The organism is Corynebacterium matruchotii (assembly GCF_011612265.2).
GTDB classification, from domain to species: domain Bacteria; phylum Actinomycetota; class Actinomycetes; order Mycobacteriales; family Mycobacteriaceae; genus Corynebacterium; species Corynebacterium matruchotii.
This window is the reverse complement of record NZ_CP050134.2, coordinates 1,198,594-1,225,346: the sequence shown is the minus strand read 5'-3', so window position 1 is coordinate 1,225,346 and position 26,753 is coordinate 1,198,594. Positions and strand designations below refer to the sequence as shown.

The window sequence follows — 26,753 nt, the reverse complement described above, 5'->3', positions numbered from 1 at the left end:
CGTTAGCCGATATGGATGGGGTCTACCTGGATGCGGACCGGGGTGTCATTTTTATGCAGGGTCCGCACCGCAGTGTATGCGGCTTTGAGTACCATGCCTAATTGGTTTCGGGGCCCCAGTGGGGCGCGGACGAGGATGCGTTGGACCGGTTCGTTGTAGTCTTTCATGGCGGTGCTTCCCGGGAGTTTTTCCCCGGGTGGCAGGTCGACCGGGCCGAGTATTTCTGCGGTTTCCGGCAGGTCGAGTTGGTCGATGAAGTGGTGGAGCGCGGTCACGGTGCCGTCGATGGCGGCCATGTGGACGGTTGGGGGGAATTCGACGTCGCGGCGTTCGTCGAGTTCGCGGCGGGCGGCGGAAACCATGTCCCACCGGATGAGGTTTTGGACGATGGGTATTCCCGGGTCGGCGGCGACCACAACTTCCCCCTGGTGGGCGCGGCTGGCGACCAGGCTGGTGGCGTGCGCCCATTTGGTGAGGGTTTCTTCGGTGGCGCGGAGGTCTTGCCGGTTGAGGAGCGCCCACGCATCGAGCAGCACGGCGGCACCGTAGTTGCCGTCTGTGACTTGGGGTTCGGCGCCGGGGGTGGCGATGACGATGGTTGGTTCGGCGGGGATGGTGTCGATGATTTTATTGCCGCCGGACACGATGATTGTGGTTTGGGGGAAGGCCCGGCCGAATTCTTCGGCGGTGCGGTCGTGCCCTAGCACCACGGCCCGCACCCCGGTGCCACCGCAGTTGGTGCACCGGTAGTTGGGGTCTTGGCGGCCGCACCAGCCGCAGCTGGGTGTCGCGTAATCATCGCCGGAGGGGATGCCGAGGGGGCCGTTGCAATGGCGACAGCGGGCGTGGGTTCGGCAGTGGCGGCAGGCGAGGATGGGCACGTAGCCTTTGCGCGGCACCTGCACCAGGGCGGGGGCGCCGCGGTCGAGGGCGGCCCGGATAGCCTGGTAGGCGCTGCTGGGCAGGCGGGAGCCGCGGGCGTGGCGGTCGCGTTCTAAGGCGGCATCGGTGTCACCGGATGCGTGGATGTGGGGCATGCGGGTGCGGATGGTGTCGCGGCCGGCAACCAGGTCGTGTGCCCACCCGGAGTCGACCAGGAGTTGGGTTTCGGCGGTGCGGGCATGCCCGGCGATGATGAGGGAGCATTGTTCCTGGGCGGAGCGGGTGGTGAGTACTTCCCGGGCGTGAAAGTAGGGGGCGCGGGTTTCTACCAGGCTGGGGTCACCGTCGTCTTTGATGATGGCGAGTGTGAGGTTAGCGATGGGGGCGAACACCGCGGATCGGGTGCCAATCACCAGCCGGCCTTGGCCGTGCAGGATGCTCAGGAATCGACTGTAGCGGGCTTGCGGGCCTTGGGATGCGGTGAGGATCGTGATTTGTTTCGGGGAGACGAGGTTCCGCAGGGCTCGTTCCATGTGGTCTATGTCCCGCTGGTCGGGAAGGATGATGAGGGCGCCGCCGCCGTCTTTGACTACTTTCACGGCGAGGGCCGCGAGTGCCGCCGCCCAGTCGTCGCCGGGGAGGATTTGCCAGGCGGCCCGGGCGGTTTGGCCCCGTAGGACCGCATCTACGAAGGATTCCCCGTGGGTGTAGCTGGACCAGTGCGACAGGTCGGGTTCCCCTACCTTGCCGAGTTCTTCCCACGCGGTGGTGGTGTCGGTGGTTTCCGCACCCGCGTGGCGGGAGGGTATGGCGAGGCGGATGAGGTCGCTGGTGGTGCCGGCGTAGCGGTTGACGATGGCTTCGACGAGTTTCCGGGTGCTGGGCGGGTATACGATTTCCGGGGACACTACGCGGTCGAGCCAGCTGAGTTCCCCACCAAATTCGGATTCGGCAACCCGGTCGAGGAGGATGCCGTCGACCATTCGGTTATGAAACCGGACCCGGACCCGCACCCCCGGTTGGGCGGCATCGGATAACTTGGTGTCGATGCGGTAGTCGAAGTAACGGTCGATGACGCTCAAACCGAGTAGGGGTAAAACCCGCGCTACCGGCGCGTATGTGGCAGGTTCCCGGGTTTTTGGCATTCGCCTATTGTAGCATCAACCCTGGATATGGAGGGCGTCCCGAAGTTGGGTGACCCGGTTGGTTTGTTCCCAAGGCAGGTCAAGGTCGTCGCGGCCGAAATGGCCGTATGCGGCGGTGCGAGCGTACATGGGTCGCAGCAGGTCGAGTTCCCGAATGATCGCAGCCGGCCGCAGGTCGAATACTTGCGTGACTGCTTGTTGGATGTGGGCGTCGGTCAGGCCATGGTGGGCGGTGCCGAAGGTTTCCACATAGAGGCCGACGGGTTTTGCCCGGCCAATAGCGTAGGCGACCTGGACTTCGGCCCGGTCGGCGAGGCCGGCGGCAACAATGTTTTTCGCCACCCACCGCATGGCGTACGCCCCGGATCGGTCCACCTTGCTGGGGTCTTTCCCGGAGAATGCGCCACCCCCGTGGCGGGCCATGCCGCCGTAGGTGTCAACAATGATTTTTCGGCCGGTCAGGCCGGCATCCCCCATGGGACCGCCGAGGATGAACGAGCCGGAGGGGTTGACGAGCAGGGTGTAACTGGTGGTGTCGATGCCGTCGAGGTTAGCGTCGTCAAGCACCCAGTCGACCACGTGGGTTTGGAGTTGCTGCCGCAGCCATTCTTGGGTCACGTCGGGGTCGTGTTGGGCGGACACCACCACGGTATCGAGTCGTACCGGCCGGCCCACATCATCGTACCCCAAGGTGACCTGCGTTTTTCCGTCGGGGCGGAGGTGCGGGACAATGCCTTCCTTGCGGACCTGGGTGAGCCGGCGGGATAGCCGGTGGGCGAGCGAAATCGGCAGCGGCAGGTATTCGGGGGTTTCGTTGGAGGCGTAGCCGAACATGAGGCCCTGGTCGCCGGCGCCGGCTTGGTCGTCGGCGTCCGTGTCATGCCCGTCGCGGACCTCTTGGGAGACGGAAACGGAGTCGCCGATTTCGGCGGATTGTTCACCAATAGCAATGTTCACGCCGCAGGTGCGGCCGTCAAACCCCACGTCAGAGGACACGAACCCGATATCGACCAGGGTTTGGCGCACCAGGGTGGCGATATCCACATAGGAGGTGGTGCGCACCTCCCCTACCACGTGCACCTGCCCGGTGGTGACCAGGGTTTCTACCGCTACCCGGCCGGTGGGATCCTGGGCCAAAATCGCGTCAAGTATGCTGTCGGAGATGGCGTCACAGATTTTATCGGGATGCCCTTCGGTGACGGATTCGCTGGTGAACAAGCGCAAGGTGTTATGAGGCATAAAATGATTCTTTCGGTTTGAGCATGCGCCTGAATAGGCGCCCGAGCACAACCAAATATAGACTAAGCTGTCTAATCCGGCAAGTCTGCTTGGTTTAAAGCCTCGATGACGTCAAGGATTTGTGCAGCTACCACGTGTTTACTTCCGTCAGCAATATTAATAATGGCACCGTTGCGGGCGAGCAGGAACCCTCGATTATTGGCCTGCCCGAACACCTTACCGCCGGAAACATCGTTGCACATCAGCAGGTCACAACCCTTTTTCGCCAGTTTGGCCCGGGCGTAATCAAGCACGGTGCCCACATCATCCCCGGTTTCCGCGGCGAACCCCACGATGATTGCGTGCTCCGACAACTCCCGCAACTCTCGCTTGTCGACGACCGACCGCAGGACGTCCGGGTTCTCCACCAAATGAATCGTGCTCAATGCATCCGTGTGGGTGCCCTTCTTCAACTTGGATTCGGCCACATGTTCGGGGCGGAAATCCGCCACCGCGGCCGCCATAACGATAATGTCCGCGCCGCCCGAGAGACGTTCCACCTCGTCCCGCATCTCCCGGGCCGACTCCACCCGCACCACGGTCGCCCCGGAGGGAATGTCGGATTCGGTATGGCCGGCAACCACAAAAACCGTCGCCCCCCGCTGCACCGCAATATCCGCAATGGCCAGCCCCTGCCGGCCGGAAGAACGATTGCCAATATACCGCACCGGGTCGATGGGTTCCCTGGTGCCACCGGCCGTGACCAGCAGGGTCTTCCCCACCAGGGTGGGTTGGAGAGATTCCCCATCGTAGACGGTGCGGGCCAGCTCAACAATATGGTTTGGTTCCAGCATCCGGCCGGGGCCAATGTCCGCCCCGGTGAGCCGCCCATGGTCGGGCTCTAGCACCACAATGTTTCGGCTGCGCAGAATATGCACATTGGCCTGGGTAGCAGGGTTCAGCCACATTTCGGTGTGCATGGCGGGGGCAAACACCACGGGGCAGGTGGCCACGAGAATCGTCGCGGTGAGCAGATCATCGGCCCGGCCGGCGGCAACCCGGGCCATGAAGTCGGCGGTGGCTGGCGCCACCACAATGAGATCGGCCTGCTTCCCAACCGCCACATGCTGCACCTCATCTACCGCGTCGAAGACGGTGGTGGATACGGGATTGCCGCTCAGGGCCTCAAAGGTGGCTTTCCCCACAAACCGCAGGGCCATCTCCGTGGGCACAACGGTAACGTCGTCGCCTGCTTCTTTGAATGCCCGCACTATATGGCAGGCCTTATAGGCGGCAATGCCACCGGTGACGCCAACAACTATTTTCTTCTGATTCTCCACCAAATCAGTCTATCAATTCCGACGTATTTCACCGGGAGGGCGTCGACAAGCTAAAAAATAACAACCCACCCACAAGAGTCGTGGGCGGGTCAATATTTCAGAAGAAATTAGCCTTCTTCGTGATCCAGCATGCCTTCTTGGATTTCCAGTAGGGCGGTCGAGAGGGGTTTCTGCTCGGTCGGTGGATCCACCAACGGACCCACGAATTCGAACACACCTTCGTCTTGCTGCCGGTAGTAGGAGTTAATTTGCCGGGCGCGCTTAGCTGCAAAGATCACCAGCGCATACTTCGAGGATACGTGGTCCAGTAGCTCATCAATTGGCGGATCAGTGATACCGATCGGCTTATCGTAGACGCGCTGATTGCTTTCCGACACTTTGCTCACGAGATATTGATACCTTTACTTGAACGTTTATACTGCGGTTTCTAGCTTAGTCCCTCAAATATGCGGGACCCAATCGGCTCACTTGACGCCTAACAAAATATTCCGCAATTGGGCTACCGCCCGCTCCACATCATCGTTGACAATGACGTGCCGGAATTCGTTCTGCGCCGCAAGTTCTACCCGAGCGGTTTCTAACCGACGCTGAATAGTAGCATCAGATTCCGTACCACGCCCAGTGAGCCGTTCCACCAGCACTTCCCATGAAGGGGGCGCTAAAAACACAGTCTCCGCCTCGGGTTTTATGGCGGCGATCGCACGAGCCCCCACCAGATCTACCTCCACCAACACTGGGCGGCCGGCCGAAAGCGCCTGGTCGACGGGGCCCGCGGGAGTTCCCGAACGTTGCAGCCCGCCGTGAATATCCGCCCATTCGAGCATTTCACCGGCGTCAATTCGACGTTGGAACTCCTCGGGAGTCACGAAGAAATAGTGCACACCATCTACCTCCCCAGGGCGGGGAGCACGGGTGGTCATAGAGACCGAAAAATACATGGTGGGCAATTCTTCGCGGAGGCGATGAACCACCGTGGACTTTCCCACGGCAGACGGGCCAAGTAATACCACTAACCGGCCCTGATGAGGGTTATCGCCAACCACGTTTTAGTCCTCAGAGAAACCGAAACGCTCCAGCAGGGCGCGACGCTGACGGTCACCCAAGCCCCGCAACCGGCGAGTCTGGGCGATCTCCAGCTCGTCCATGATTTCCTTAGCCTTCACCTTGCCAACCTTGGGCAAGGATTCCAAAAGAGCCGAGACCTTGGTCTTACCAATGATTTCGTCGCTGGAGGCCTTTGCCAAAACCTCCTTCAGGGAAATGTCACCGCGCTTGAGCTGCTCTTTGAGCTCTGCACGTGCCTTACGCGCCTCGGCAGCCTTAGCGAGGGCTTCTTTGCGCTGCTCATCGGTCAACTGTGGAAGGGCCACGGGATTCCTCCGATTCAATAAGTTCGATAAATGTCTATAGGTTGCAGTGAAAATCAGTAAATGATTCCACCTGCGGAAATCTACCATACACGCAGGAAACATGCACTGGGAATATCCCGGTAGATTTCGCCCCAGTGTAGCACCTAATCACAAAAGATCAGGTAATCACCAATTTCAATTGGAAAGTCGCAGGTCAATAGGCGTCCATTTCGCCCCTATCGTGTGACGCGAACTGGCGAAATGGTCAAATATTAAATTTCTTTCACCACATTGTCTACGGCTTTTTTCAGAGTAGAAACTTTCGGCCCGACCGAAAGGATACCCCGCGATACGCTGGGAAAACTCAACCCCACCAATTCTTTTGTGATCCGCTTAACATCTTTGGCGGTTGCCCCCTGTGCCCCCACTCCGGGGAGCAGCACCGGACCATGGAGTTTCCGCAAATCTGGTGGCGTAGCCAAGGTGGCACCCACCACCACTCCGACGCTTCCAACCGCCGGCTGGTAGGCCGAGTTTTCCTGCGCGCATGCGTCGACGATCTGCTGTGATATGGTGACCCCGTGCTCCGTGTGGCAACCCTGCACGGTGGCAGCTTCTGGGTTACTGGTGGCCGCCAACACAAACACCCCTTTACCGAATTTTTGTGCGATGTCAAGTGCGGGGCGGAGCGATTCGAACCCCAGGTAGGGTGATAACGTCACAGCATCCGCCTCCAGGGGCGATCCTGGCGTCAACCATGCCTCGGCGTAGCCCGCCATGGTGGAGCCAATATCACCTCGTTTTGCGTCCGCCACCACCAGCGTTCCAGCCGAACGCAGCGCGGCCATGGTGGTTTCTAGCACGGCAAACCCGGCTGAACCGAAGGCCTCGTAAAACGCCACTTGGGGTTTCACTAACGCTACATGGCCAGCGAAGGCATCTACACAGATGGCGCTGAACGCGGCCAGCCCCTCGATGGTGTTTTCGAATCCCCAGGATTCGAGCAGGGATTTGTGTGGGTCGATGCCCACGCAGAGGCGGCCGTGCCGCTCTCCCGCCGCCCGGAGTTTCTCCCCAAAGGTGCTACCAGAGTCAGTGTTGCCCGAGTCGTGCATGGACCCTACTCCCCTTTCCCCGTTGAGTCTTCGGCGGCGGTTTTGGCGGCCACGTAGGCGGCGTGTTTCGGCGAGTGGTCGAGTTCTTGCAGCGCACGCACCCCCAACCCGCCTCGTTGCAGTGCTTCAATGCCCTGCACCGCAGCCGTCACCCCCTGCACGGTGGTAATCAGGGGCACGCCCACGTTCACGGCGGCCGCCCGAATGCCATAGCCATCATGGCGTGCGCCCGCCGACCCGGCCGGCGTGTTCAAAATCAGGTCCACTTCCCCGGCGCGGATCAAATCCACAATGGATTTCCGGGTATCGCCGGGTTGGGCGACGTCGGAGTGTTTGAGGACGGTTTCGCATTGCACACCGTTGCGGCGCAGCATGGCGGCGGTGCCGGTGGTGGCGAGCATGGTGAATCCGAGGGAGGCGAGGCGTTGGATGGGGAAAATGAGGGTGCGTTTGTCCCGGTTGGCTACCGAGACGAAGACGGTGCCGGTGGTGGGGAGGGCGCCGAAGGCTGCCTGTTCGGCTTTGGCGTAGGCGGCGCCGAAGTTGTCGGCGAGGCCCATGACTTCGCCGGTGGATTTCATTTCCGGGGAGAGGAGGGTGTCGAGGGAGGTGCCGTCGGGGCGACGGAACCGGTTGAAGGGGAGGACGGCTTCTTTCACGGCGATGGGGGCGTCGAGGGGCAGGGAGCCGCCGTCGTAGTCGGTGGGGATGAGTCCTTCGGCTTTGAGCTGGGCGATGGTGGTGCCGGTCATGATGCGGGCGGCGGCTTTGGCGAGGTGGACGCCGGTGGCTTTGGAGACAAAGGGGACGGTGCGGGAGGCGCGGGGGTTGGCTTCAATAACGTAGAGGATGTCGTCTTTGAGGGCGAATTGGACGTTCATGAGGCCGTGGACGCCGATGCCGTGGGCGAGGGCGACGGTGGAGGCGCGGACTTTGTCGATGTCTTCGGGGCCGAGGGTCATGGGTGGGAGGGCGCAGGCGGAGTCGCCGGAGTGGATGCCGGCTTCTTCGATGTGTTCCATGACGCCGGCGAGGTAGACGTCGGTGCCGTCGCAGAGGGCGTCGACGTCGATTTCGATGGCGTTGTCGAGGAAGCGGTCGACGAGGACGGGGTGGTCGGAGGTGATTTCGGTGGCTCGTTGGATGTAGTCGGCGAGGGAGGGTTCGTCGTAGACGATTTCCATGCCGCGGCCGCCGAGGACATAGGAGGGGCGGACGAGGACGGGGTAGCCGATGTGGTTGGCGACGTTTTTGGCTTCGGCGAAGCTGGTGGCGGTGCCGAAGGCGGGTGCGGGGAGGTTGGCGGCGTGGAGTACTTCGCCGAATTCGCCGCGGTCTTCGGCGAGGTTGATGGCTTCGGGGGTGGTGCCGATGACTGGGACGCCGGCGTCGCGGAGTTTTTCGGCGAGTCCGAGGGGGGTTTGGCCGCCGAGTTGGACGATGACGCCGGCGACGGTGCCGGATTGGGTTTCGGCGTGGTAGACCTCCATGACGTCTTCGAAGGTGAGGGGTTCGAAGTAGAGGCGGTCGGCGGTGTCATAGTCGGTGGAGACGGTTTCGGGGTTGCAGTTGACCATGACGGTTTCGTATCCGACGCGGGAGAGTTCTAGGGCTGCGTGGACGCAGGAGTAGTCGAATTCGATGCCTTGGCCGATGCGGTTGGGGCCGGAGCCGAGGATGATGATTTTTTCTTTGGTGGTTTGGGGGGTGACTTCGGTTTCGGCGGCGGGGTCGAGTTCGTAGCTGGAGTAGTAGTAGGGGGTGGTGGCTTCGAATTCGGCGGCGCAGGTGTCGACGGTTTTGAAGACGGGTCGGATGCCGAGGGACCAGCGGAGTCGGCGGACGCCGTCTTCGCCGGCGAATTCTGGTCGGAGGGCGGCGATTTGGCGGTCGGAGAGTCCGTAGTATTTGGCGCGGCGGAGGAGGTGTTCGTCGAGGACTCGGGCGGTGACGAGTTCGTCGCGGAATTGGACGAGGTTGCTTAGTTCGGCGAGGAACCAGGGGTCGATGCCGGAGGCTTGGTGGACTTGGTCGATGGTGGCGCCGAGTCGGAGGGCGAGTTCGACGTCGTACATGCGGCCTTCGGTGGGTCGGTTGAGGTCGGCGAGGATGGCGTCGATGTTGGTGGCTCGGTCGCCGGCGAAGGTTTCGTCGGGGATGGTCCAGAAGCCGGCTTGTTTGTTTTCGAGGGAGCGCATGACTTTGCCGAGGGCGGCGATGTAGTTGCGTCCTAGGGCCATGGCTTCGCCGACGGATTTCATGGTGGTGGTGAGGGTGTCGTCGGCGCCGACGAATTTTTCGAAGGCGAAGCGGGGGGCTTTGACGACTACGTAGTCGAGTGTGGGTTCGAATGCGGCGGGGGTGATGCCGGTGATGTCGTTGGTGATTTCGTCGAGGGTGTAGCCGATGGCGAGTTTGGCGGCGATTTTTGCGATGGGGAATCCGGTGGCTTTGGATGCGAGGGCGGAGGAGCGGGAGACTCGGGGGTTCATTTCGATGGTGATGAGTCGGCCGGTTGTGGGGTTGAGGGCGAATTGGATGTTGCAGCCGCCGGTGTCGACGCCGACTTCGCGGATGATGGCGATGCCTTGGTCGCGCATTTTTTGGTATTCGCGGTCGGTGAGGGTCATGGCTGGTGCGACGGTTACGGAGTCGCCGGTGTGGACGCCGAGGGCGTCGACGTTTTCGATGGAGCAGATGACGACGACGTTGTCGGCGCCGTCGCGCATGAGTTCGAGTTCGTATTCTTTCCAGCCGAGGATGGATTCTTCGATGAGGACGTTGGCTTCGGGGGAGGCTGCGAGGCCGCCGCCGGCGATGCGTTCGAGGTCTTCGGGGGTGAAGGCGAGGCCGGAGCCGAGGCCGCCCATGGTGAAGGAGGGTCGGACGACGACGGGGAGGCCGAGTTCGGCGACGGTTTCGTGGACTTCGTCCATGGTGTGGCAGACGCGGGAGCGGGCGGATTCGCCGCCGATTTTTGCGACAATGTCTTTGAATTTTTGGCGGTCTTCGCCGCGTTCGATGGCGTCGATGTCGGCGCCGATGAGTTCGACGTTGTAGTTTTTGAGGGAGCCGCGGCGGTCGAGTTGGATGGCGGCGTTGAGGGCGGTTTGGCCGCCGAGGGTGGCGAGTACCGCGTCGATGGGGTGCCCTTGCGCGATTTCTTTTTCAAATATGCGTTCGATGTATTCGGCTTCGATGGGTTCCACGTAGGTGTGGTCGGCGAATTCGGGGTCGGTCATGATGGTGGCCGGGTTGGAGTTGATGAGGGTGACTCGCATGCCTTCTTCTTTGAGTACTCGGCAGGCTTGGGTGCCGGAGTAGTCGAATTCGCAGGCTTGGCCGATGACGATGGGGCCGGAGCCGATGACCAGGACGTGGTTGATGTCGTTACGCTTGGGCATGAGTTATTGCTTCCTAGTTGTTGTGGGGTGGTTTGTGGTGGTTATCGGCGGTTTGTCCGGGTTAGTGGGTTTTGTGGTTGGCCATGAGGGTGACGAATTGGTCGAAGAGTGGGTTGGCGTCGTGGGGGCCGGCAGCGGATTCGGGGTGGTATTGCACCGAGTAGGCGAGTCCTGAGGTGAGGGCGACGCCTTCCACGGTCCCGTCGTTCAAACAGGTGTGTGTGACTTGGGCGTCGCCGTAGGGGGTGGTGAAGGTGGTGCCGGCGGTGCCTTCGAGGGCAAAGCCGTGGTTTTGTGAGGTGATGTCGATGGTTCCGGTGAGGTGGTTGAGGACGGGAACGTTGATGCCGCGGTGCCCGAATTTCATTTTGTAGGTGTTGAGTCCTAGGGCGCGTCCGAGGATTTGGTTGCCGAAGCAGATGCCGAAGAAGGGGATTTTTGCGGCGAGGATGTCGCGGACGATGCCGACCATGGTGTCGGCGGTGGCGGGGTCGCCGGGCCCGTTGGAGACGAATACGCCGTCGGGATTATATGCGGCGATGTCGGCGTATGGGGTGTTGGCAGGGACGATGATGGTGCGGATGCCACGGTGGGCGAAGTTGCGTGGGGTGTTGGTTTTGATGCCCATGTCGTAGGCGATGACTGTGAATTTGTGTTCGCCGATGGGTTCGACGATGTAGGGTTCGGTGGTGCTGACTTGTTCGGCGAGGTCGAGTCCGGCCATGGCGGGTTGTGATCGCACAGTTTCGATGAGCTTTTCGACGGGCTGATCTGCCGCCTCCCCGGAGAAGATGCCGGCGGAGATGGACCCAAAATTCCGCAGGTGACGAACAATTGTTCGAGTGTCGACGCCGGCAATGCCGATGATGTTTTGGGCGATCATTTCGTCTTCGAGGCTGCGGGTGGCCCGCCAGCTGGAGACCTGGGCGGAGAGGTCCCGGATGACTAAGCCCGCCACCCAGATGCGGGAGCCGCGGGATTCGTCGTCTTCATCGTTCCAGCCGGTGTTGCCGATTTGGGGTGCGGTGGCGACAACGATTTGCCGGTGGTAGGAGGGGTCGGTCATGGTTTCTTGGTAGCCGGTCATGGCGGTGGTGAACACGGCTTCCCCAAGGGTGGTGCCGGTGGCGCCGAAGCTGGTGCCGGTGAAGACTTTCCCGTCGGCAAGCACGAGGCGTGCGGTGGTGCGGTGGTGTGTCACGGTGGGACCTTTCGTTGTGTCTAGTTTCGGGGGGCTTGGGCTTCACCGTTGACGCAGGTCAGTCGGCCGCGGAGGATGGTGGTGGTGACTTTGGTGGTGAATTCCATGTTTTCATAAGGGGTGTTGTCCGCCTTGGATGCCAGGTCGTCGGCGGCAACGGTCCAGGTTTTGCCCGGGTCGACGATGGTGAGGTTGGCGGGTTCGCCGGCGGCGATGGGGCGGCCGTGGCCGGGGAGTTGGACGATTTCGGCGGGCCGTTCGCTCATGACTTTCGCCACGAACCGCCAGTCGGCCAGGCCGGATTTGACGAAGAGTTCCGCGACGATGGCCAGGGAGGTTTCCAGGCCGAGCATGCCGGGGCGGGCGTGTTCGAATTCGCAGCATTTTTCTTCCGACCCGTGGGGGGCGTGGTCGGTGGACACGCAGTCCACGGTGCCGTCGAGGAGGGCGTCCCGGAGGGCAATGGTGTCGTCGGCTTCCCGGAGGGGCGGGTTGACCCGGTTGACGCCGTCGTACGTCGTCAAGCGTTCGTCGGTAAGCAGCAGGTGGTGGGGGGTGACTTCGGCGGTGAGTGGGATGCCTTGGTCTTTGGCCCACCGCACGAGTTCAACCGTGCCGCGGGTCGATGCGTGGCAGATGTGCATGCGGTTGCCGTAGTCGCGGCACAGGAGGGCGTCCCGGGCCACGACGGCTTCCTCGGCGACCCGCGGCCAGCCACGCAACCCCAGCTTGGCGGCGATTTCACCTTCGTGCGCGACCGCGCCTTCGGTCAACCGGGGGTCTTCGCAGTGCTGGGCCAGGAGCACGTCGAAGCCTTTGGCGTATTCGATGGCCCGCCGCATGATTAGGGGGTTGTCGACGCATTTGCCATCGTCGGAGAAGAGCCGCACTTTCGCATCGGAGTGCACCATCATGCCGAATTCGGTGAGTTCTTTACCCGCCAGGCCTTTGGTGATGGATCCCACCGGGTGCACGTCGCACAGGCCGATAGCTTGGCCCTTGTACCACACGGATTCGGCGATGACCGGCTGGTCCATGACCGGGTTGGTGTTTGCCATGGTGAACACCGCGGTGAACCCGCCTTTCGCGGCGGCCGCGGACCCCGTGGCGATGGTTTCGGTGTCTTCCCGGCCGGGTTCCCGCAGGTGCACGTGGATGTCCACCAGGCCGGGCAGGAGCACATTATTTTCCCCGTCGATCACCCGGTCAGCCGTGGTGGCGGCGGTGCCGACCTCGGTGATGACCCCGTCGGTAATAAGCACGCTTACGGGTTCGCCTTCCCCGTAGGGGCGAACGTTGGTGATGAGGAGGGTGCCGGGTTCGGCGTCGGCAAGTTCCCCGGTTGCTGGATAGTTCATGGTTGTACTCATTATGGAAAGTTTTCTCCTAGAAGCCGGGGCTGTCGGTGCTGGCGATGAGGGTGAACAGGACCGCCATGCGCACGTGCACCCCATTGGATACCTGCTGCAACACTGCTGTGCGGGGGGCGTCGGCGACCGTGTAGTTGATTTCCATGCCGCGCAGCATGGGGCCGGGGTGCATGATGATTGCGGAGTCTTTCATCCGGGATTCGCGCTCCTTGCTCATGCCGTACAGGGTCGAGTATTCCCGGTGGGAGGGGAAGAATCCGCCCTGCATGCGTTCCTGCTGGACCCGCAGCATCATCACCACGTCGGCATCGGCGATCTCGGGGTCCATGGTGTAGCTGACCCGGACCGGCCAGTTTTCTACTCCGGTGGGCATGAGGGTGGGTGGGGCCACCAGCACCACCTCGGCGCCTAAGGTGCTGAGCAGATCCACGTTGGAGCGCACCACCCGCGAATGCAGGCAGTCCCCCACGATCACGATTTTTTTGCCGGAAATTTCCCCGATTCGTTGCCGCATGGTGACCGCGTCGAGAAGCGCCTGGGTGGGGTGTTGGTGGGCGCCGTCCCCGGCGTTAATCACCGACGGGCCGTTCCCGCCCGGCGCCACCCACTGCGCCAACTGCTGGGCGGCCCCGGAGGAGGAGTGGCGGATGATGAGGGCGTCTGCCCCAATGGCGCTAAGCGTGAGCCCGGTGTCTTGGAGGGATTCGCCCTTGCGTACCGAGGAGGAGGATGCGGAAATGTTAATCACATCCGCGCTCATCCATTTTCCGGCGGTCTCAAACGAGGAGCGGGTGCGGGTGGAGTTTTCGTAGAAGAGGGTGAAAATGGTGCGGCCGCGCAGGGTGGGGAGTTTTTTCAGCTCCCGCCCCTCCAGGGCCTCGCGGAACCGATCGGCCTCGTCCATTAACCCGATGATGTCGTCTTTGCCCAGGTCGCCGATGCTGAGTAGGTGTTTCATGGCTATGCTTTCCTCACTGTTCTCCCCCACCGGCGGGCCCAGCCTGGTGGGCCGATTCCGGGGATCGGGTAAGCAACACACCGTCACGGCCGTCGATGTCCGCTAGCAGCACCGTCACGTCCTCGCTTCGGGCGGTGGGGAGGTTTTTGCCCACATAGTCGGCGCGGATGGGGAGCTGCCGATGCCCCCGGTCGACCAGCACCGCCAGCTGCACCGTGTCGGGCCGGCCCAGGTCGCGGAGGGCGTCTAAGGCGGCCCGGATGGAACGGCCGGAAAACAGCACGTCGTCTACCAGGATGATATTGGTGCCGTCGATCTTGTCGATGGGAATGTTGGTTTTCTGTAATGCCCGGTGGGGTTTATTGCGCAGGTCATCACGATACAGGGTGATATCGAGGCTGCCCACGGGGACGGTCACCCCGGTGAATTGGTGAATTTTTTCCGCCAGTCGGCGTGCTAAGGGTACGCCACCAGAGGGAATACCGAGGAGTAGCAACGGCTGAGCATTGGTGGAGTCGACTGCGGTTTTTTCAATAATCTGGTGCGCGATGCGTGCGATGGTGCGCGACACGTCTTCGCTGCTGAGCAGTTCGATGGTGTCGGCGGCTGGGTCGCTCATCGTGACCTCCTTTCCCGCCTCACTGTGCGGTCCGTTAAAGGATTGGTCGGTGGTTATGAAGTTATCAGAAAGTGACTTTATCATTGTTTTTACCCAAGTTTCCACTCCCAAGCCCACCCCTATCAGCACCCCCGTTTCGGGTGTTTTGATACGGTTTTTCGCACCACGAGGGGGTAATTTCCGGTGGTGAGCGTCGCTCACCCGCTACTGCCATGCCGCTCACCTGCTGGGATCGTGCCTATATTTTCCAGCCACGAAAACCGGAAAATATGTATCTGTGGGGAACTATCGACCGGGGCTGTTCGTTAATTACAAGTGTGGGTGCTTTCTGCGCCCACCAGTTGCGTTATTTTTGCCCGAACTATTATCTGCGCAGTTTCCTGCGTCGTCGCCACGTCACCGCCCCGTTCATTCCCACTACCATAAGGATAATTTTATGAGCTTAAATACCAGCCATATTGTGCCGGCCCGTCGGGAAGAGGTATGGGCGTGGCATTCCCGGCCTGGTGCGGTGGCGCGGCTGAATCCCCCGTTTTATCCCTTCACCCCGATAACGCAAACCACGGATCTCGCCAAGGGCACCACGGTTTTTGCACTGCCCGCGGGATTAAAGTGGGAGGCCCGCCATGATTTATCCGGCTATGTCAAGGGGTTTCGCTTTACCGATGTGTGTGTTTCCGCCCCGATTCGGGCGTTAGCCACCTGGCGGCATAGCCACAGTTTCATGTCGATTGAGGTCAATGGAGTGCCGGCGACGAAAGTCACGGATGAGGTGCATACGCGGCTCCCCCAGTCGTCGCTCGCACCCATGTTCGCCTACCGGCAGCAGCAGCTCATTCATGATATGTCGGCCATGCAGCGGTTTCAGCAGTTTTCGGACCATCCCTTCACCGTGGCGATCACTGGTTCGCGGGGGCTGGTGGGTCGGGCGCTCGCCGCCCAGCTGACCACGTTGGGGCATAAGGTGATCCAATTGGTGCGCACCACGCCGAAGAAACGACAGCGCCGGTGGGACCCCCAATCGCCGGCTGCGGATTTACTGGCCGGGGTGGATGTGTTGGTGCATTTGGCGGGCGAACCGATCATGGGTCGGTTTACTGATGCCCACAAGCAGGCATTGTGGGATTCCCGGGTGGGGCCGACGGCGAAGCTGGCGGAGTTGGTGGCCAAGTCACCGCAGTGTGACACGATGATTTCGGCGTCGGCCATTGGCGTGTACAGCTTTAACCGGGGGGATGAGATTTTAACGGAGTCGTCCGAGGCGGGCGAGGGGTTTTTAGCGGAATTATCCCAGGCGTGGGAGGCGGATTGCGAGGCCGCGGTTTCGGCCGGTAAGCGCGTGGTGAATCTGCGTACCGGCGTGGTGATGAGCGGCCGGGGCGGCATGCTGCCACTGTTGCGCACCTTGTTTTCCACCGGTTTGGGCGGGCAGTTTCATGATGGTACGGCGTGGTTTTCGTGGATTGCCCTGGATGATTTAACGGATATTATCATTACCGCCGCGGTGGATTCTTCCCTGTCTGGGCCGATTAATGCGGTGTCCCCGAATCCGATTCATAATAGCGAAATGGTCCGCACTTTGGGGAAGCAACTGCATCGCCCGGCGCGGTTTCCGATTCCGAATTTGGGGCCGCGGATCCTTTTGGGCAGTCAGGGGGCGGAGGAGTTTGTGTTGGCGGATCAGCGCGTGTTGCCGGCCACGTTATTGAAGCGGGGGCATGTGTTTCGGTATCGGCAGTTTGCGGCAGCAGTGGCGCACGAGTTGGGGTATGAGCAATTATTTGATGCGCCGGAGGTGGATATTGCCGCGATGCCACTGCCGGAGGTGGAGTCGGAGTCAGCACCGAGTCGGTGGTGGCGGTTTCCGGGATTTGGCCGGGACTAGGTTTATTCGGTTGGGACGAAGAGGGTGGTTTGGGCTTCGCGGCTGAGTTGTGGGTCGACGACGGCGAGTGTAGTTTTTATGCCTTCCGGGGTGGTGTGGGTGATGGTGATGTTTTTCAGGTCGGCTTCTCTGACGTTGATGGCGAGGACGGGGGTGGTGCTGGTTGGGGTGAAGTCGGCGAGTTTTTTGCCGCCTATGGTGCCGAACCAGCGGCCGTCGGTGATGGGGGTGAGGCTGCCGTCGGTGTTGCGTAGGTAGCTGAAGGCGACTTGGTGGATTGATTCGGGGTCGCCGGTGATTTTGGGGAAGTTGGCGGCGAGGAAGTATGGGGTGGTTGGGGTGGTGGCTTGGGGTGCTGGCGGGTTGGGGTCGGGGGTTTCGTCGGCGGCAGTGTTGGTGATGGTGTCGATGAGGGTCTGGATGCTGGTGATGAGGTCGGTTGTTGCTGAGCTTGTCGACGTCGCGGCGTGGGCGGGGGTTGTGGTGGCAATGGCGAGTACCAGGCCCAAGGCGATGGTGGCCGCAAGAGTGCGGATGGGTTGGGGTGGGTTGGGGGTTGGCATCGTCTGGTGCTTTCGTGTTAGCAGGATCAATTTTCAGATAGGAATCATGAATAACTTATCTCTATTTTAGTCACATTAGCCCCATTCGCAACATATGTATCAATTGTTGCAGAAGGAAATAGCAGAAATAGTAGAAGACCGGCATGCCCCCACGGCATGCCGGTCTTCATCACCACCAACACTAATTATTCGCTGATTCTGCTGGTTTGTCTAATCCGCCCGGTTGGGTGGTGTAATGATAACCCCCGTCGCCACCACCGTCGCCACGACCACCAGGACTCACCGGGGTCGGTGAACTGGAGGAACTTGGCGCGGTGAGGTTAATCCTTATCGGTATCGGTGGAGTGGACGGGTTACTCGGTAGTTTCAGTCGACTCCCCGGTAGGCTCGGTGGGCTCTGTCGAGGCATCGGCCACCTCACCTGGTCCTTCACCCCCAACGGCCTGAGCGGACTCACCACCCGGCTCATCTGACACGTCGGGGTCGGCGGACTCAGCGGCGCTCTCCCCCAGCGTATCGGGTTGGCCAGCCTCGGTAGGTTCAGCCGAAACATCAGGTGCCTCGGCCTTGGCTGGTTCTTCAGGGCCAGCAACCTTGGCGGGCTGATTATCCGGCTTCGGCTCATCAGATTCGGCGGACTCAGCGGTAGGCGATTTCGGGGATTCGTCCCATTCGTCCGAGTCGAAATGCTCGCCCAGATCGGCACCTGCATCATCGGGCTCCTCCCCCGCCTGCGCCAGGGCGTCGGCAAAGCTCACCTCGTCCGTATCATCCACCTCGGACACGCCCACGGGAAGCCGGCGCAGGTCATCAATGTTTTTCACCACCGAATCCAGGACGGCGTTAATGTAGGCAGGTGCACTCGCCCCCGAATACTGGGAAGCTAACTCCACGGCCTCGGAAAGCGCGGTTTTCACCGGCACGTCTGGGTTGAAAATCATCTCCCATACCGCGACCCGTAAAATAGCGCGGTCCACCGCGGAGATCCGGCTTAGTTCCCAGTTTTCGGCCAAGTATTCGGCAATGACGTCATCAATCCGGTTCAGTTCTTCCGCCACACCGGCAATGATTTCGCTGGTGTATGCCGCGATGGGCGCCACCAGGGTGATGTCCACCCGGGCCAGATTAATGCGGTCCTCAACAATGGCGACCGGGTCCACGTCCCGGGCCTCTGCCTCATAGAGCACATCGACTGCCCGACGACGGGCCCGATACCGGGCGCCATGCCGCCGATAGTTTTTCCCCGATGCTTTTGCCGCCGGGTGTTCTGCGGGGTTTCCTGAGTCCGACACGATTAGTTATTCACGCGAGACAGGTACGAGCCGTCACGGGTATCAACCTTCACCACGTTACCGGTCTCAATGAACAAGGGGACCTGAATCTCGGCGCCGGTCTCCAAGGTGGCGGGTTTCGTGCCGCCGCTGGAGCGGTCGCCTTGGAGCCCGGGTTCGGTGTGCGACACCGTAAGATCCAGGGAGATCGGCAGTTCGGCGAACAGTGGCTCGCCCTCGTGGAACGACACCTGCACGGTGGTGTTTTCCAGCAGGAACTTAGCAGAGTTGCCGAAAATGTGTTCGGCTAGCTCTAATTGTTCGTAGGTTTTTTCGTCCATGACCACATAGGAAGAACCATCGTGGTACAGGTAGGTCATGTCCCGACGATCCACGGTGGCAGTCTCAACCTTAACCCCGGCGTTGAAGGTTTTGTCGGTCACCTTGCCGGTCACAACATCCTTCAACTTGGTGCGCACGAAAGCGGGCCCCTTACCCGGCTTCACATGCTGGAATTCCACAATTTGCTGGAGTTTATTGTCGATCTTGAGCACAAGACCATTCTTAAAATCAGCGGTTGTTGCCACGCTGGGTACTTCCTTCATGGTTGAGTTATTGATAGAACGCATAAAAACCGATACACGGTTTTCCAACGTAGCAAGGGTACACCACCGCCGACAGTTGGTGCCAACTACACGACCGTAAGGTCTTTCACCAAATGCGTCAGATTCTCGGGTTGACCTGCGGTAATAATGAGGGTGTCTTCGATGCGCACCCCGCCTTTGCCGGGCACGTAAATGCCGGGTTCCACGGTAAGCGTCATGCCCTCGACAAGTTCGCCTTGCCCCGAGGTGGCGGCGTAGGGAGCTTCGTGCAGGTCCAGGCCCACGCCATGGCCGGTGGAGTGCACGAAGTATTCGCCGTAGCCGGCGTCGGTAATGATGTCACGGCAGGCCTTGTCCACGTCGGAAAGTTTCGCGCCGGGAATAGCGGCGGCCACACCTGCGAGCTGGGCTTTTAGCACAATGTTGTAGATTTCCGTGGCGAATTCGTCGGCGTCACTGATGATGACGGTGCGGGTGGTATCAGAATTGTAGCCGGCGGCGTGGGCCCCGAAGTCAACGGTGACGATATCGCCTTCTTCAAGCACTCGGGCGCCGGGTTCGTGGTGGGGCATGGCGGAGTTCGGCCCAGAGGCAACGATGGTTTCAAAGCTGGTGCGTTCCGCACCGTGAAGGCGCATTTTGTATTCCAGGTCGGCAGCCACCTCCGTTTCAGTGCGGCCGGCCCGAATGAGGTTTTCGTCGATAAGCTCCTGGAATGCGGTATTGGCGATCACCGCAACCTCGCGGAGTCGCTCCAGCTCATAGGGTTCTTTGACGAGTCGGATGTCTTCGATGACGCCACTGATGGGCACGAGGGTGACGTCTTCGCCGGCGGCTTTTTCCAGGCGTTGCAGCTGCGACACGGACACGAAGTCTGCTTCAAACCCGACGCGTTTCGGCCCGGTGACGGTGGCGAGCAGGTCGGGGCCCACCGCGCGGGCGTCGAGGGCCTCAATGTCGGGCACCTCGGCGGCAATTTGGGTGAGATACCGGCCGTCCGTGGCGATCTGCGCCTCTAGGTCCTTGTGCAGCAATAATGCGCCATTGGATCCCGAGAACCCCGACAGGTAGCGCACATGCGTCAGGTGAGTGACGAGCATGGCGTCAACGCGTTGCGCTGCGAGTTTTGCGGATAGGGCGCGGCGGCGGGACAGGAATCGGGTGTCGGATAAAGGCATAATGTCACTCCTAATGAAAAACTTATTTTTCAGCTAAGAAGCACATTACACCGCTTATCGACGCGCGAAATAATCTATTGCCAACCGGTAGCCTTCAACCCCTAAACCTGCGATAACACCCACCGCAATGGGGGAAAGTAGGCTTTTCTGCCGGAAGGGTTCCCGGGCGTGCACGTTGGAGATGTGCACCTCCACAAACCCGGACGTGTCCGCCACTTCGGCGAGGGCATCCCGTAATGCTACCGACGTGTGGGTGAACCCGCCCGGGTTGATAATCACCGGCCACCCGTTGTCGGCCGCCTCATGCACCCAGTCGATGAGTTCGCCTTCGTGGTTGGATTGCCGGCACGTCACCTCGATGCCGTGCTGGGCCGCGTGGGTGGTCACCATGTCGGTCACGTCCGCCAAGGTGGTGTGCCCGTACACGTCGGGTTGCCGTTTGCCTAACCGGTTGAGGTTCGGGCCGTTTAACACCATGATATGCATCGCGCTCTTCCCCTTATTTCCCGGAAATCCGCTGGTAGGCGGCCTCAAGTTCGGCTTTGGTGGCGTCGGTGATGCGGGTACACTCCCCCACCTTGGTGAGGGCCACAAACCGGATCTTACCGTCCCGGTTTTTCTTATCCCGCGTCATGCCTCGATACAGCCGATCAAATTCGCCGGGCTTATAGCTGGTGGGCAGGCCAACGCTCGACAAAATATTGGCGTGGCGCGCCACCAGCTCCGCATCGATCAGCCCCCGAGCGTGGCTGAGGTTAGCGATGAACATCATGCCCACCGCCACCGCGTTACCGTGCCGCCAGACGAACTGCTCGTTGAGTTCAACCGCGTGCCCGAAGGTGTGCCCATAGTTGAGGATTTCCCGCAGCCCGGATTCTTTCAGGTCCTCCCCCACCACGGATGCTTTCACCGCCACCGACCGGCGGATGAGTTCCGGCAGATAGCCGCCATCGGCAACCCGCAGGCAAGCAGCCGGGTCAGTTTCGTAGCGTTGCAGGATCACCGGGTCGGCAATGAACCCGGTCTTGATGATCTCCGCGGAGCCCGCCACGATTTCCCCCTCGGGGAGGGTAGCCAGCATGTCCAGGTCGATAAAGACCGCCGCCGGCTCGTGGAAGGCGCCCACCAGGTTTTTGCCCGCAGCAGTGTTCACCCCGGTTTTCCCGCCCACCGCGGCATCGACCATGGCCAGCAGGGTTGTGGGCACCTGGATCACCCGCACGCCCCGCATCCAGGATGCGGCAACGAAACCAGCCAGGTCGGTGGCGGCTCCCCCACCGATGCCGATCACCACGTCCCGGCGGCCGAATGCTTTCTCCCCCAGCTCGTTCCAGCAGTTTTCCGCCACCGCGAGAGTTTTGCCGGATTCGGCGTCGGGAATCTCCATGATGGTTGGGGTGATGCCGCGGGTTTTGGCGGCCTCGGCCAGGGCGGTGGCGTAGTCGGCCAGGGCCGGTTGGGTGATAATGGCGATCTGGGTGGGGTGAAGTTCGGCAGCAAAATCGGTGATGACGCCAGCAAGATCATGCCCAATGGTGACGGTGTACGGGTTGGGTCCGGTCACCTCAACGGTGGTGACGGCTGCGGTAGCGGGATTATCGGGGGTGCTCATGCCTGGTTCCTTCCATGCCATGGGGCTTGAGATAAATGAACAATGTGCAGTGGCGCCTCGCCTGGCTGGATTCGCCGGCATGTCGCCGATAGTTCTCTAACAGGCGGTGGTCTCAAGATATGCCATTATATCGGCCACGAGTTGCTGCGGGGTGCGTTTGTCGGTGGATACGTGCAGATCCGCCACCTGGGAGTAGAAGGGGCGCCGGGTTGCCAGCAGCTTCGTGAAATGCGCCAGGGGGTCTTCGGCCGCTAATATCGGGCGGCTGTCGTCGCCTTGGGTGCGGCGCACGCCTTCTTCCGCACTCATGTCGATCCACACCACCGGGTGATCCACAAGCAGGTTCCGATTCGATTCAGTAAGCACCGCACCGCCGCCCAGGCTGATGACACCCCGTTGTTGCAGGGCTACCGCCACCTGTTCGGCCTCTAATCTACGGAATTCCGGCTCGCCTAGCTCGCTGAATACCGCGCCGCAGGTTTTGCCGGTCGCTTCCTCGATCATGTGGTCCGTATCGATGAGTACCGTGTTGAGGGTGTGCGCCAGCCGGCGGCCAATGGTTGTTTTACCGGCACCCGGTGGGCCGACCAACACCACGTGCGGTTTTAAGTGTTGCACTTACTCATCAACTCCTCTTGTGTAGGTTTTTATGCTCGCTGGGTTTCAGTTCACGTCGTCTGGAAACTGCACCCGGCGGGCCACATGTTCTTGATAAGCCGCAATATTACGCTTTGTTTCCCCCAACGAGTCGCCGCCGAATTTTTGCAAGACTGCCCGGGCCACCACCAGGGCCACCATGGCTTCTGCTACCACCCCGGCTGCCGGTACCGCACACACGTCCGAACGCTGGTGGATTCCGGTTGCGGGTTTTCCGGTGGCCATGTCCACGGATTTCAAGGCGCGCGGCACGGTGGAAATTGGTTTCATAGCGGCGCGCACCCGGAGGGTTTCCCCGTTGGTCATGCCCCCTTCCAGCCCGCCGGCCCGGTTGGTGGTGCGGGTCAGAGTGTGACCAGAGCGGATGATTTCATCGTGGGCTTCGGAGCCACGGCGGCGGGCTTCGGCGAACCCGTCACCGATTTCTACGCCCTTGATGGCCTGGATACTCATGAGGGCGGCCGCGAGCTGGGCGTCGAGCCGGTCGTCGCCGCTGACGTGCGACCCCAATCCGATGGGGAGCCCGGAAACGATGACTTCCACGATGCCGCCCAGGGTGTCGCCGGCTTTCTTGGCTGCTTCGATTTCGGCGATCATGGATGCTTCGGCGGCTTGGCCTTCCGGCGTGGCCGTGTTCGCGCGAACCGGGGAGGCATCAATAGCACCAAGATCATCGAACGTGGGTTCGGGACCATCGTAAGGGTTCGAACGCCCAATCGAGACAACGTGTGAGAACACTTCCACCCCCAGGGTTGCACGCAATAGGTTTCGGGCGGCGGTGGCGGCAGCGACCCGGGCGGCGGTTTCGCGGGCGGAGGCGCGCTCTAGGATGGGCCGAGCCTCATCGAAGTCGTATTTGAGCATGCCGGCGAAATCGGCGTGTCCGGGGCGGGGTCGGGTAAGTTTCGCGCCCCGACCGGAGTCGAGTGCCGAGGCGGCCTCGGGGTCGGTCGGGTCGATGGGGTCGGCGGACATGAGGGTGGTCCATTTGGGCCATTCGCTATTGCCGATCATGATGGCGATGGGACTACCGAGGGTTTCGCCGTGGCGCACACCGCCGAGTATTGTCACCGCGTCGGCTTCGAATTTCATGCGGGCGCCCCGACCATAGCCGAGTCGGCGGCGAGCCAATTGGGTGGCTATGTCCGTCGTGGTGAGTGGCACTCCGCTTGGCATGTGTTCCACCATGGCGATGAGTGCTTGTCCGTGGGATTCTCCTGATGTTGACCAGCGCAGCATGAAGGCAATTATGACATGTGCTGGTGGATTTTCGTGCTTTTACCCCCTATCGAAGTGGATAAAAGTGCTTGACGCCGGGTGGCAAGCAAGAACGATGATGCATCCTAGAATCATGGCGGGCCCGTGGGGTATTTTGGTTCGTCTGAAAACCATCGCCCCCACCAGAGTGAACATTTGTGCAAGGAAAATGGCGGTAAACACGGGCCAAATGCCGTCGGCCCCAATGATGATCCCCAGGCTGGGGGCGAGTTTGATATCGCCGCCACCGATACCGCCGACAAGCAGGGCGATCATGAAATAGAGGAAGAACCAGACCAGCCCACCAAAAAGCGCAACATAGTTCATGCGGGCGGCAATAATAATGAGGCAGCATAAAACCGGCATGGTGAGGTTGTCGGGAAGGCGCTGGTATTTCATGTCGTACCAGCACAATGCCAGGGCCCAAGCTGCGCCGATGACTATTGTGACAGCGGGCCACATGATGTGAGTGCCGCCCACATGGCTTCGCGGGGGGCGGGGTATCCGGTGAATTGTTCGAATTGGCCGTAGGCTTGGTGCGCAAGCATGACGTGCCCACCAACCGCGGGCAGGTGCCTGTTGCGTGCCGCAGCCACGAGGGGGGTGGGCCAAGGGTCGTAAATGACGTCAAGAAGCGGCGCCTGCGCTAGCTTATCGACGTGCTCCGCGATCCCCGCAGCAGGCACTGTGGAAATGATCACGTCCGCGGTTGCGCAGGCGGTGGATATAGTGTCGTCATAGGGGACGAAATCAACCTGGAGGCCAATGGCGGCAATGAGATCGGCCAGCTCCCGGCTGCGGTCGCTGCGGTTAATGATGGTGACGTGGGATACCCCAAGTTCCGCAAGCGCCCACAGGGCGGGGCGGGCGGTGCCGCCGGCACCAATGATGACGGCGGTTCCGAGTTGCGGGCTGGGGGCGTCGAAAAGCGTGCGGATGGCGCCGGTGACGCCATCGCAATCGGTGTTGTCGGCACGCCAACCATCACCACTGCGCACCAGGGTATTGGCCGAGCCTATGAGTCGGGCGCGGTCGGTGCGGTCAGTTGCGACGGCAAGCGCCGCAAACTTTCCGGGCATGGTCACAGAAAAACCCCGAAATGATGCGTCGGCACCGGCTACCACTTGGGGTAGTTCGTGCTCGTCACATTCAATTCGGGTGTATTCCCATTGTGTTAACCCCAACGCCCGGTAGCCCGCATTGTGCAGGAGTGGGGAGAGGGAATGGGCGATGGGTTTACCTAGAACCGCGGCTTGATGGCGTGCCATGAAAAGTCCTTGTGGAAAATCTTATAGGAGGAGGTTTTCTTCAGAACTTTAGCGCACCGTCAGCGCCACGGTTACTTTTTTGCCGCGCGCCGCTATATCAAGGTGTTAGCTGCTGCGGGAGAACAGGCCGCCACCGGTGGAGCCGCCCTGGGAGTGGGAGTTGCCGTTCCCGCCGCCAGCGCCGGAGCTGTTGCCGGTGGAGCCACCGGTAATGCGCTGGAACAGGTTGGACACTACCTTGACGATGCCACCCAGGCCGATGACTGCGGCAACGACGCCGAGCAGGCCACCAGAGCCGGCCAGGGAGCCTTGGGCTTGGGACTTGCCGTTGCTGTTGCCATTGCCACCACCAATGGAGCCGCTGTTGCCGCCGCCAATGGAGCCATTATTGCCATTGTTGCTGCCGCACTTGCCGTCGCTCTTGCCCTTGTCACACTTCGGGGGCTGCTCAGAGTCAGACGTCTTCGGGGTGTCGGTAACAGTTGGTGGGGTGCTAGTCGACGTGGACGGAGTATCAGTCTTGGTCGGAGGCGTATCCGTGGACGTCTTCGGGGTATCCGTCTTGGTAGGCGGGGTGCTAGTCGACGTCGGAGGTGTATCCGTGGACGTTGGTGGCGTGTCCGTCTTGGTCGGCGGAACACTCGTGGACGTCTTCGGGGTGTCCGTAGAAGTTGGTGGGGTGTCCGTCTTCGACGGCGGGGTGCTGGTCGACGTCGGAGGTGTATCCGTGGACGTTGGTGGGGTGTCCGTCTTGGTCGGCGGGGTGCTGGTCGACGTCGGTGGGGTATCTGTCTTGGTCGGAGGCGTATCCGTCTTGGTCGGCGGAGTGTCGGTCTTCGTCGGAGGCGTATCCGTGGACGTTGGTGGGGTATCCGTCTTAGTAGGTGGAGTGTTAGTCGACGTTGACGGGGTGTCGGTCTTCGATGGTGGAGTCTTGGTTTCGTCACCACCGGAACGACGGATGGAACCATCGTCGATGTGGATGAAGTCGGTAGGCATATCGGGGCCGCGAGTAATGATCTTGCGAACTACCATGCCCTCCCGCTGGCTGTCCCAGGTCACTTCGATAGAACCGTCGGTGTTGACCTTCTCAACAACACCAACATGGCCTTCGTTATGGCCCCAGTAGGTAGCGGTCCATTGTTGGTTCCAGTAGGCCACGGCCCCCACGGTGGGAGTCTTATCCTTGTGGCCGGGTGCCCGTTGAATCCATTGCGAAGCGTCGCCCCAGCTTGCTTGTTCGCGCATGCCGCCTTTCGCCAGACGATAAGCAACGTAGCGGGAGCAGCTGTGATTGCCGTTGTTTCCTGGGTAGCGAGTATCCGCCCAGGTACCAGTGCGCTCACCATAGCCGCTGAAGGTCAAGCAGCTATAGCTACCCTTGACCTGACACAAAGTACGTGGCTCAGCGGTGGCAACCTGTGCTTGCTGGGCCACCAGCATAATGCCAGCAGCCGCAGCCAAGACCCGGCGAGCGGTGCGATATTGAGAGTTTTTCCCCATTGAAAAAGCCCTTCTTTCTGAAGATGAATGACACATCCGAATGACAGTGGATGAAGTTTTGTTGGCCAACGACCCGATAGTCGCATAGGAGAAAAGTGTTTTTCAACGGGTGCTTTCACATACGGGGGTGCCCAAAAACACCAGGTAAACATAAACTTTATCAATACTTGTGCAGTTGGTAAGTATGGAAGAAGGAGAGCCTGAAACGTCGAAAAGCAAAAAGTGCTATTTATATAATGTAGTTCTTATACTGATTCATATAATTAAATCTTTATTTGTGACAAATCCGCTATTCGTTAAGTTTTCCTCACGGTAAATGGGAACTAGTCCGATAACAAGATGAAAAAAATTTC

General features: G+C 60.8%; 23 protein-coding genes and 1 pseudogene. 1 reads left to right on the top strand and 23 read right to left on the bottom strand.

Going from position 1 to position 26,753, the window contains the following annotated elements; all coding sequences use genetic code 11:
- Positions 1-2: 2 nt before the first annotated feature.
- The 12 genes from HBA49_RS05525 to pyrR form a co-directional block, all read right to left on the bottom strand.
- Positions 3-2,027, bottom strand: coding sequence for a primosomal protein N' (locus HBA49_RS05525; RefSeq protein ID WP_005525724.1), 2,025 nt, complete (start codon positions 2,025-2,027; stop codon positions 3-5).
- 15 nt (positions 2,028-2,042) lie between these two features.
- A complete protein-coding gene (gene metK / locus HBA49_RS05520; RefSeq protein WP_040431840.1) occupies positions 2,043-3,266 on the bottom strand; it encodes a methionine adenosyltransferase in 1,224 nt (407 codons plus the stop codon).
- Positions 3,267-3,337: 71 nt separating this feature from the next.
- A complete protein-coding gene (gene coaBC, locus HBA49_RS05515) occupies positions 3,338-4,588 on the bottom strand; it encodes a bifunctional phosphopantothenoylcysteine decarboxylase/phosphopantothenate--cysteine ligase CoaBC (RefSeq protein ID WP_005526569.1) in 1,251 nt (416 codons plus the stop codon).
- Between the two features lie 104 nt (positions 4,589-4,692).
- Positions 4,693-4,971, bottom strand: coding sequence for a DNA-directed RNA polymerase subunit omega (gene rpoZ, locus HBA49_RS05510; RefSeq protein WP_005521035.1), 279 nt, complete (start codon positions 4,969-4,971; stop codon positions 4,693-4,695).
- Between the two features lie 78 nt (positions 4,972-5,049).
- On the bottom strand, positions 5,050-5,628 hold the full coding sequence (gene gmk, locus HBA49_RS05505; protein WP_005526177.1) for a guanylate kinase: 579 nt from the start codon (positions 5,626-5,628) through the stop codon (positions 5,050-5,052).
- A gap of 3 nt (positions 5,629-5,631) precedes the next feature.
- On the bottom strand, positions 5,632-5,955 hold the full coding sequence (gene mihF, locus HBA49_RS05500; protein ID WP_005526293.1) for an integration host factor, actinobacterial type: 324 nt from the start codon (positions 5,953-5,955) through the stop codon (positions 5,632-5,634).
- A 251-nt stretch (positions 5,956-6,206) separates the two neighbouring features.
- The gene (gene pyrF / locus HBA49_RS05495) at positions 6,207-7,049 is read right to left on the bottom strand and encodes an orotidine-5'-phosphate decarboxylase (RefSeq protein WP_005525905.1); all 843 of its coding nucleotides are present in this window, start codon (positions 7,047-7,049) and stop codon (positions 6,207-6,209) included.
- A 5-nt stretch (positions 7,050-7,054) separates the two neighbouring features.
- Entirely contained in the window at positions 7,055-10,453 is a 3,399-nt protein-coding gene (gene carB / locus HBA49_RS05490) for a carbamoyl-phosphate synthase large subunit (RefSeq protein WP_005525652.1), read from the bottom strand.
- Positions 10,454-10,514: 61 nt separating this feature from the next.
- Complete coding sequence (carA, locus tag HBA49_RS05485) at positions 10,515-11,654, bottom strand: glutamine-hydrolyzing carbamoyl-phosphate synthase small subunit (protein WP_005525774.1); 1,140 nt, start codon at positions 11,652-11,654, stop codon at positions 10,515-10,517.
- A 20-nt stretch (positions 11,655-11,674) separates the two neighbouring features.
- Positions 11,675-13,024 (bottom strand): dihydroorotase, encoded by a 1,350-nt coding sequence (locus tag HBA49_RS05480; protein ID WP_172493844.1) that lies wholly within the window; start codon positions 13,022-13,024, stop codon positions 11,675-11,677.
- 16 nt (positions 13,025-13,040) lie between these two features.
- Positions 13,041-13,982, bottom strand: coding sequence for an aspartate carbamoyltransferase catalytic subunit (locus HBA49_RS05475; RefSeq protein WP_005526128.1), 942 nt, complete (start codon positions 13,980-13,982; stop codon positions 13,041-13,043).
- A gap of 13 nt (positions 13,983-13,995) precedes the next feature.
- Complete coding sequence (pyrR, locus tag HBA49_RS05470; protein ID WP_005526189.1) at positions 13,996-14,601, bottom strand: bifunctional pyr operon transcriptional regulator/uracil phosphoribosyltransferase PyrR; 606 nt, start codon at positions 14,599-14,601, stop codon at positions 13,996-13,998.
- A 436-nt stretch (positions 14,602-15,037) separates the two neighbouring features.
- Between pyrR and HBA49_RS05465 the strand changes: the two genes are divergently transcribed.
- Positions 15,038-16,486 carry a TIGR01777 family oxidoreductase gene (locus HBA49_RS05465; protein WP_005526183.1) on the top strand — a complete coding sequence of 483 codons (1,449 nt, stop codon included), beginning with the start codon at positions 15,038-15,040 and terminating at the stop codon, positions 16,484-16,486.
- Between the two features lie 2 nt (positions 16,487-16,488).
- On the opposite strand, the gene HBA49_RS05460 is transcribed toward HBA49_RS05465, so the two are convergent.
- The 11 genes and pseudogenes from HBA49_RS05460 to HBA49_RS05410 all read right to left on the bottom strand — a co-directional run bounded on the left by HBA49_RS05460 (position 16,489) and on the right by HBA49_RS05410 (position 26,400).
- Positions 16,489-17,049: a hypothetical protein gene (locus HBA49_RS05460; RefSeq protein WP_040431841.1), complete on the bottom strand. Its 561-nt coding sequence runs from the start codon at positions 17,047-17,049 to the stop codon at positions 16,489-16,491.
- Between the two features lie 749 nt (positions 17,050-17,798).
- Positions 17,799-18,341, bottom strand: a pseudogene (gene nusB, locus HBA49_RS12875) (transcription antitermination factor NusB); the annotation flags it as partial.
- A 2-nt stretch (positions 18,342-18,343) separates the two neighbouring features.
- A complete protein-coding gene (gene efp, locus HBA49_RS05450) occupies positions 18,344-18,907 on the bottom strand; it encodes an elongation factor P (RefSeq protein WP_034995277.1) in 564 nt (187 codons plus the stop codon).
- A 104-nt stretch (positions 18,908-19,011) separates the two neighbouring features.
- On the bottom strand, positions 19,012-20,103 hold the full coding sequence (locus tag HBA49_RS05445; protein WP_005525889.1) for an aminopeptidase P family protein: 1,092 nt from the start codon (positions 20,101-20,103) through the stop codon (positions 19,012-19,014).
- 54 nt (positions 20,104-20,157) lie between these two features.
- Positions 20,158-20,589 (bottom strand): type II 3-dehydroquinate dehydratase, encoded by a 432-nt coding sequence (gene aroQ, locus HBA49_RS05440; RefSeq protein WP_005521016.1) that lies wholly within the window; start codon positions 20,587-20,589, stop codon positions 20,158-20,160.
- Between the two features lie 13 nt (positions 20,590-20,602).
- Entirely contained in the window at positions 20,603-21,715 is a 1,113-nt protein-coding gene (aroB, locus tag HBA49_RS05435; RefSeq protein ID WP_005526165.1) for a 3-dehydroquinate synthase, read from the bottom strand.
- A gap of 96 nt (positions 21,716-21,811) precedes the next feature.
- Complete coding sequence (locus HBA49_RS05430) at positions 21,812-22,333, bottom strand: shikimate kinase (RefSeq protein ID WP_005525677.1); 522 nt, start codon at positions 22,331-22,333, stop codon at positions 21,812-21,814.
- Positions 22,334-22,378: 45 nt separating this feature from the next.
- The gene (aroC, locus tag HBA49_RS05425) at positions 22,379-23,611 is read right to left on the bottom strand and encodes a chorismate synthase (protein WP_005525753.1); all 1,233 of its coding nucleotides are present in this window, start codon (positions 23,609-23,611) and stop codon (positions 22,379-22,381) included.
- 39 nt (positions 23,612-23,650) lie between these two features.
- Positions 23,651-24,091: a prepilin peptidase gene (locus HBA49_RS05420; protein ID WP_040431842.1), complete on the bottom strand. Its 441-nt coding sequence runs from the start codon at positions 24,089-24,091 to the stop codon at positions 23,651-23,653.
- Positions 24,070-24,897 carry a shikimate dehydrogenase gene (locus HBA49_RS05415; RefSeq protein WP_005521010.1) on the bottom strand — a complete coding sequence of 276 codons (828 nt, stop codon included), beginning with the start codon at positions 24,895-24,897 and terminating at the stop codon, positions 24,070-24,072. The genes HBA49_RS05420 and HBA49_RS05415 overlap by 22 nt, the downstream gene beginning before the upstream one ends.
- Positions 24,898-25,002: 105 nt before the next feature.
- Entirely contained in the window at positions 25,003-26,400 is a 1,398-nt protein-coding gene (locus HBA49_RS05410) for a CHAP domain-containing protein (protein ID WP_005521009.1), read from the bottom strand.
- Positions 26,401-26,753: the final 353 nt, after the last annotated feature.

What these genes read in the sequence shown, in the direction of transcription:
- HBA49_RS05480 (WP_172493844.1), bottom strand. Translation starts at nt 13,024, where the DNA reads ATGAGTACAACCATGAACTATCCAGCAACCGGGGAACTTGCCGACGCC.
- pyrR (WP_005526189.1), bottom strand. Translation starts at nt 14,601, where the DNA reads ATGAGCGACCCAGCCGCCGACACCATCGAACTGCTCAGCAGCGAAGAC.
- HBA49_RS05445 (WP_005525889.1), bottom strand. Translation starts at nt 20,103, where the DNA reads ATGCCTTTATCCGACACCCGATTCCTGTCCCGCCGCCGCGCCCTATCC.
- aroQ (WP_005521016.1), bottom strand. Translation starts at nt 20,589, where the DNA reads ATGCATATCATGGTGTTAAACGGCCCGAACCTCAACCGGTTAGGCAAA.
- carB (WP_005525652.1), bottom strand. Translation starts at nt 10,453, where the DNA reads ATGCCCAAGCGTAACGACATCAACCACGTCCTGGTCATCGGCTCCGGC.
- HBA49_RS05410 (WP_005521009.1), bottom strand. Translation starts at nt 26,400, where the DNA reads ATGGGGAAAAACTCTCAATATCGCACCGCTCGCCGGGTCTTGGCTGCG.
- HBA49_RS05420 (WP_040431842.1), bottom strand. Translation starts at nt 24,091, where the DNA reads ATGTGGCCCGCTGTCACAATAGTCATCGGCGCAGCTTGGGCCCTGGCA.
- HBA49_RS05415 (WP_005521010.1), bottom strand. Translation starts at nt 24,897, where the DNA reads ATGGCACGCCATCAAGCCGCGGTTCTAGGTAAACCCATCGCCCATTCC.
- pyrF (WP_005525905.1), bottom strand. Translation starts at nt 7,049, where the DNA reads ATGCACGACTCGGGCAACACTGACTCTGGTAGCACCTTTGGGGAGAAA.
- HBA49_RS05460 (WP_040431841.1), bottom strand. Translation starts at nt 17,049, where the DNA reads ATGCCAACCCCCAACCCACCCCAACCCATCCGCACTCTTGCGGCCACC.
- HBA49_RS05525 (WP_005525724.1), bottom strand. Translation starts at nt 2,027, where the DNA reads ATGCCAAAAACCCGGGAACCTGCCACATACGCGCCGGTAGCGCGGGTT.
- aroC (WP_005525753.1), bottom strand. Translation starts at nt 23,611, where the DNA reads ATGCTGCGCTGGTCAACATCAGGAGAATCCCACGGACAAGCACTCATC.
- HBA49_RS05475 (WP_005526128.1), bottom strand. Translation starts at nt 13,982, where the DNA reads ATGAAACACCTACTCAGCATCGGCGACCTGGGCAAAGACGACATCATC.
- HBA49_RS05465 (WP_005526183.1), top strand. Translation starts at nt 15,038, where the DNA reads ATGAGCTTAAATACCAGCCATATTGTGCCGGCCCGTCGGGAAGAGGTA.
- metK (WP_040431840.1), bottom strand. Translation starts at nt 3,266, where the DNA reads ATGCCTCATAACACCTTGCGCTTGTTCACCAGCGAATCCGTCACCGAA.
- aroB (WP_005526165.1), bottom strand. Translation starts at nt 21,715, where the DNA reads ATGAGCACCCCCGATAATCCCGCTACCGCAGCCGTCACCACCGTTGAG.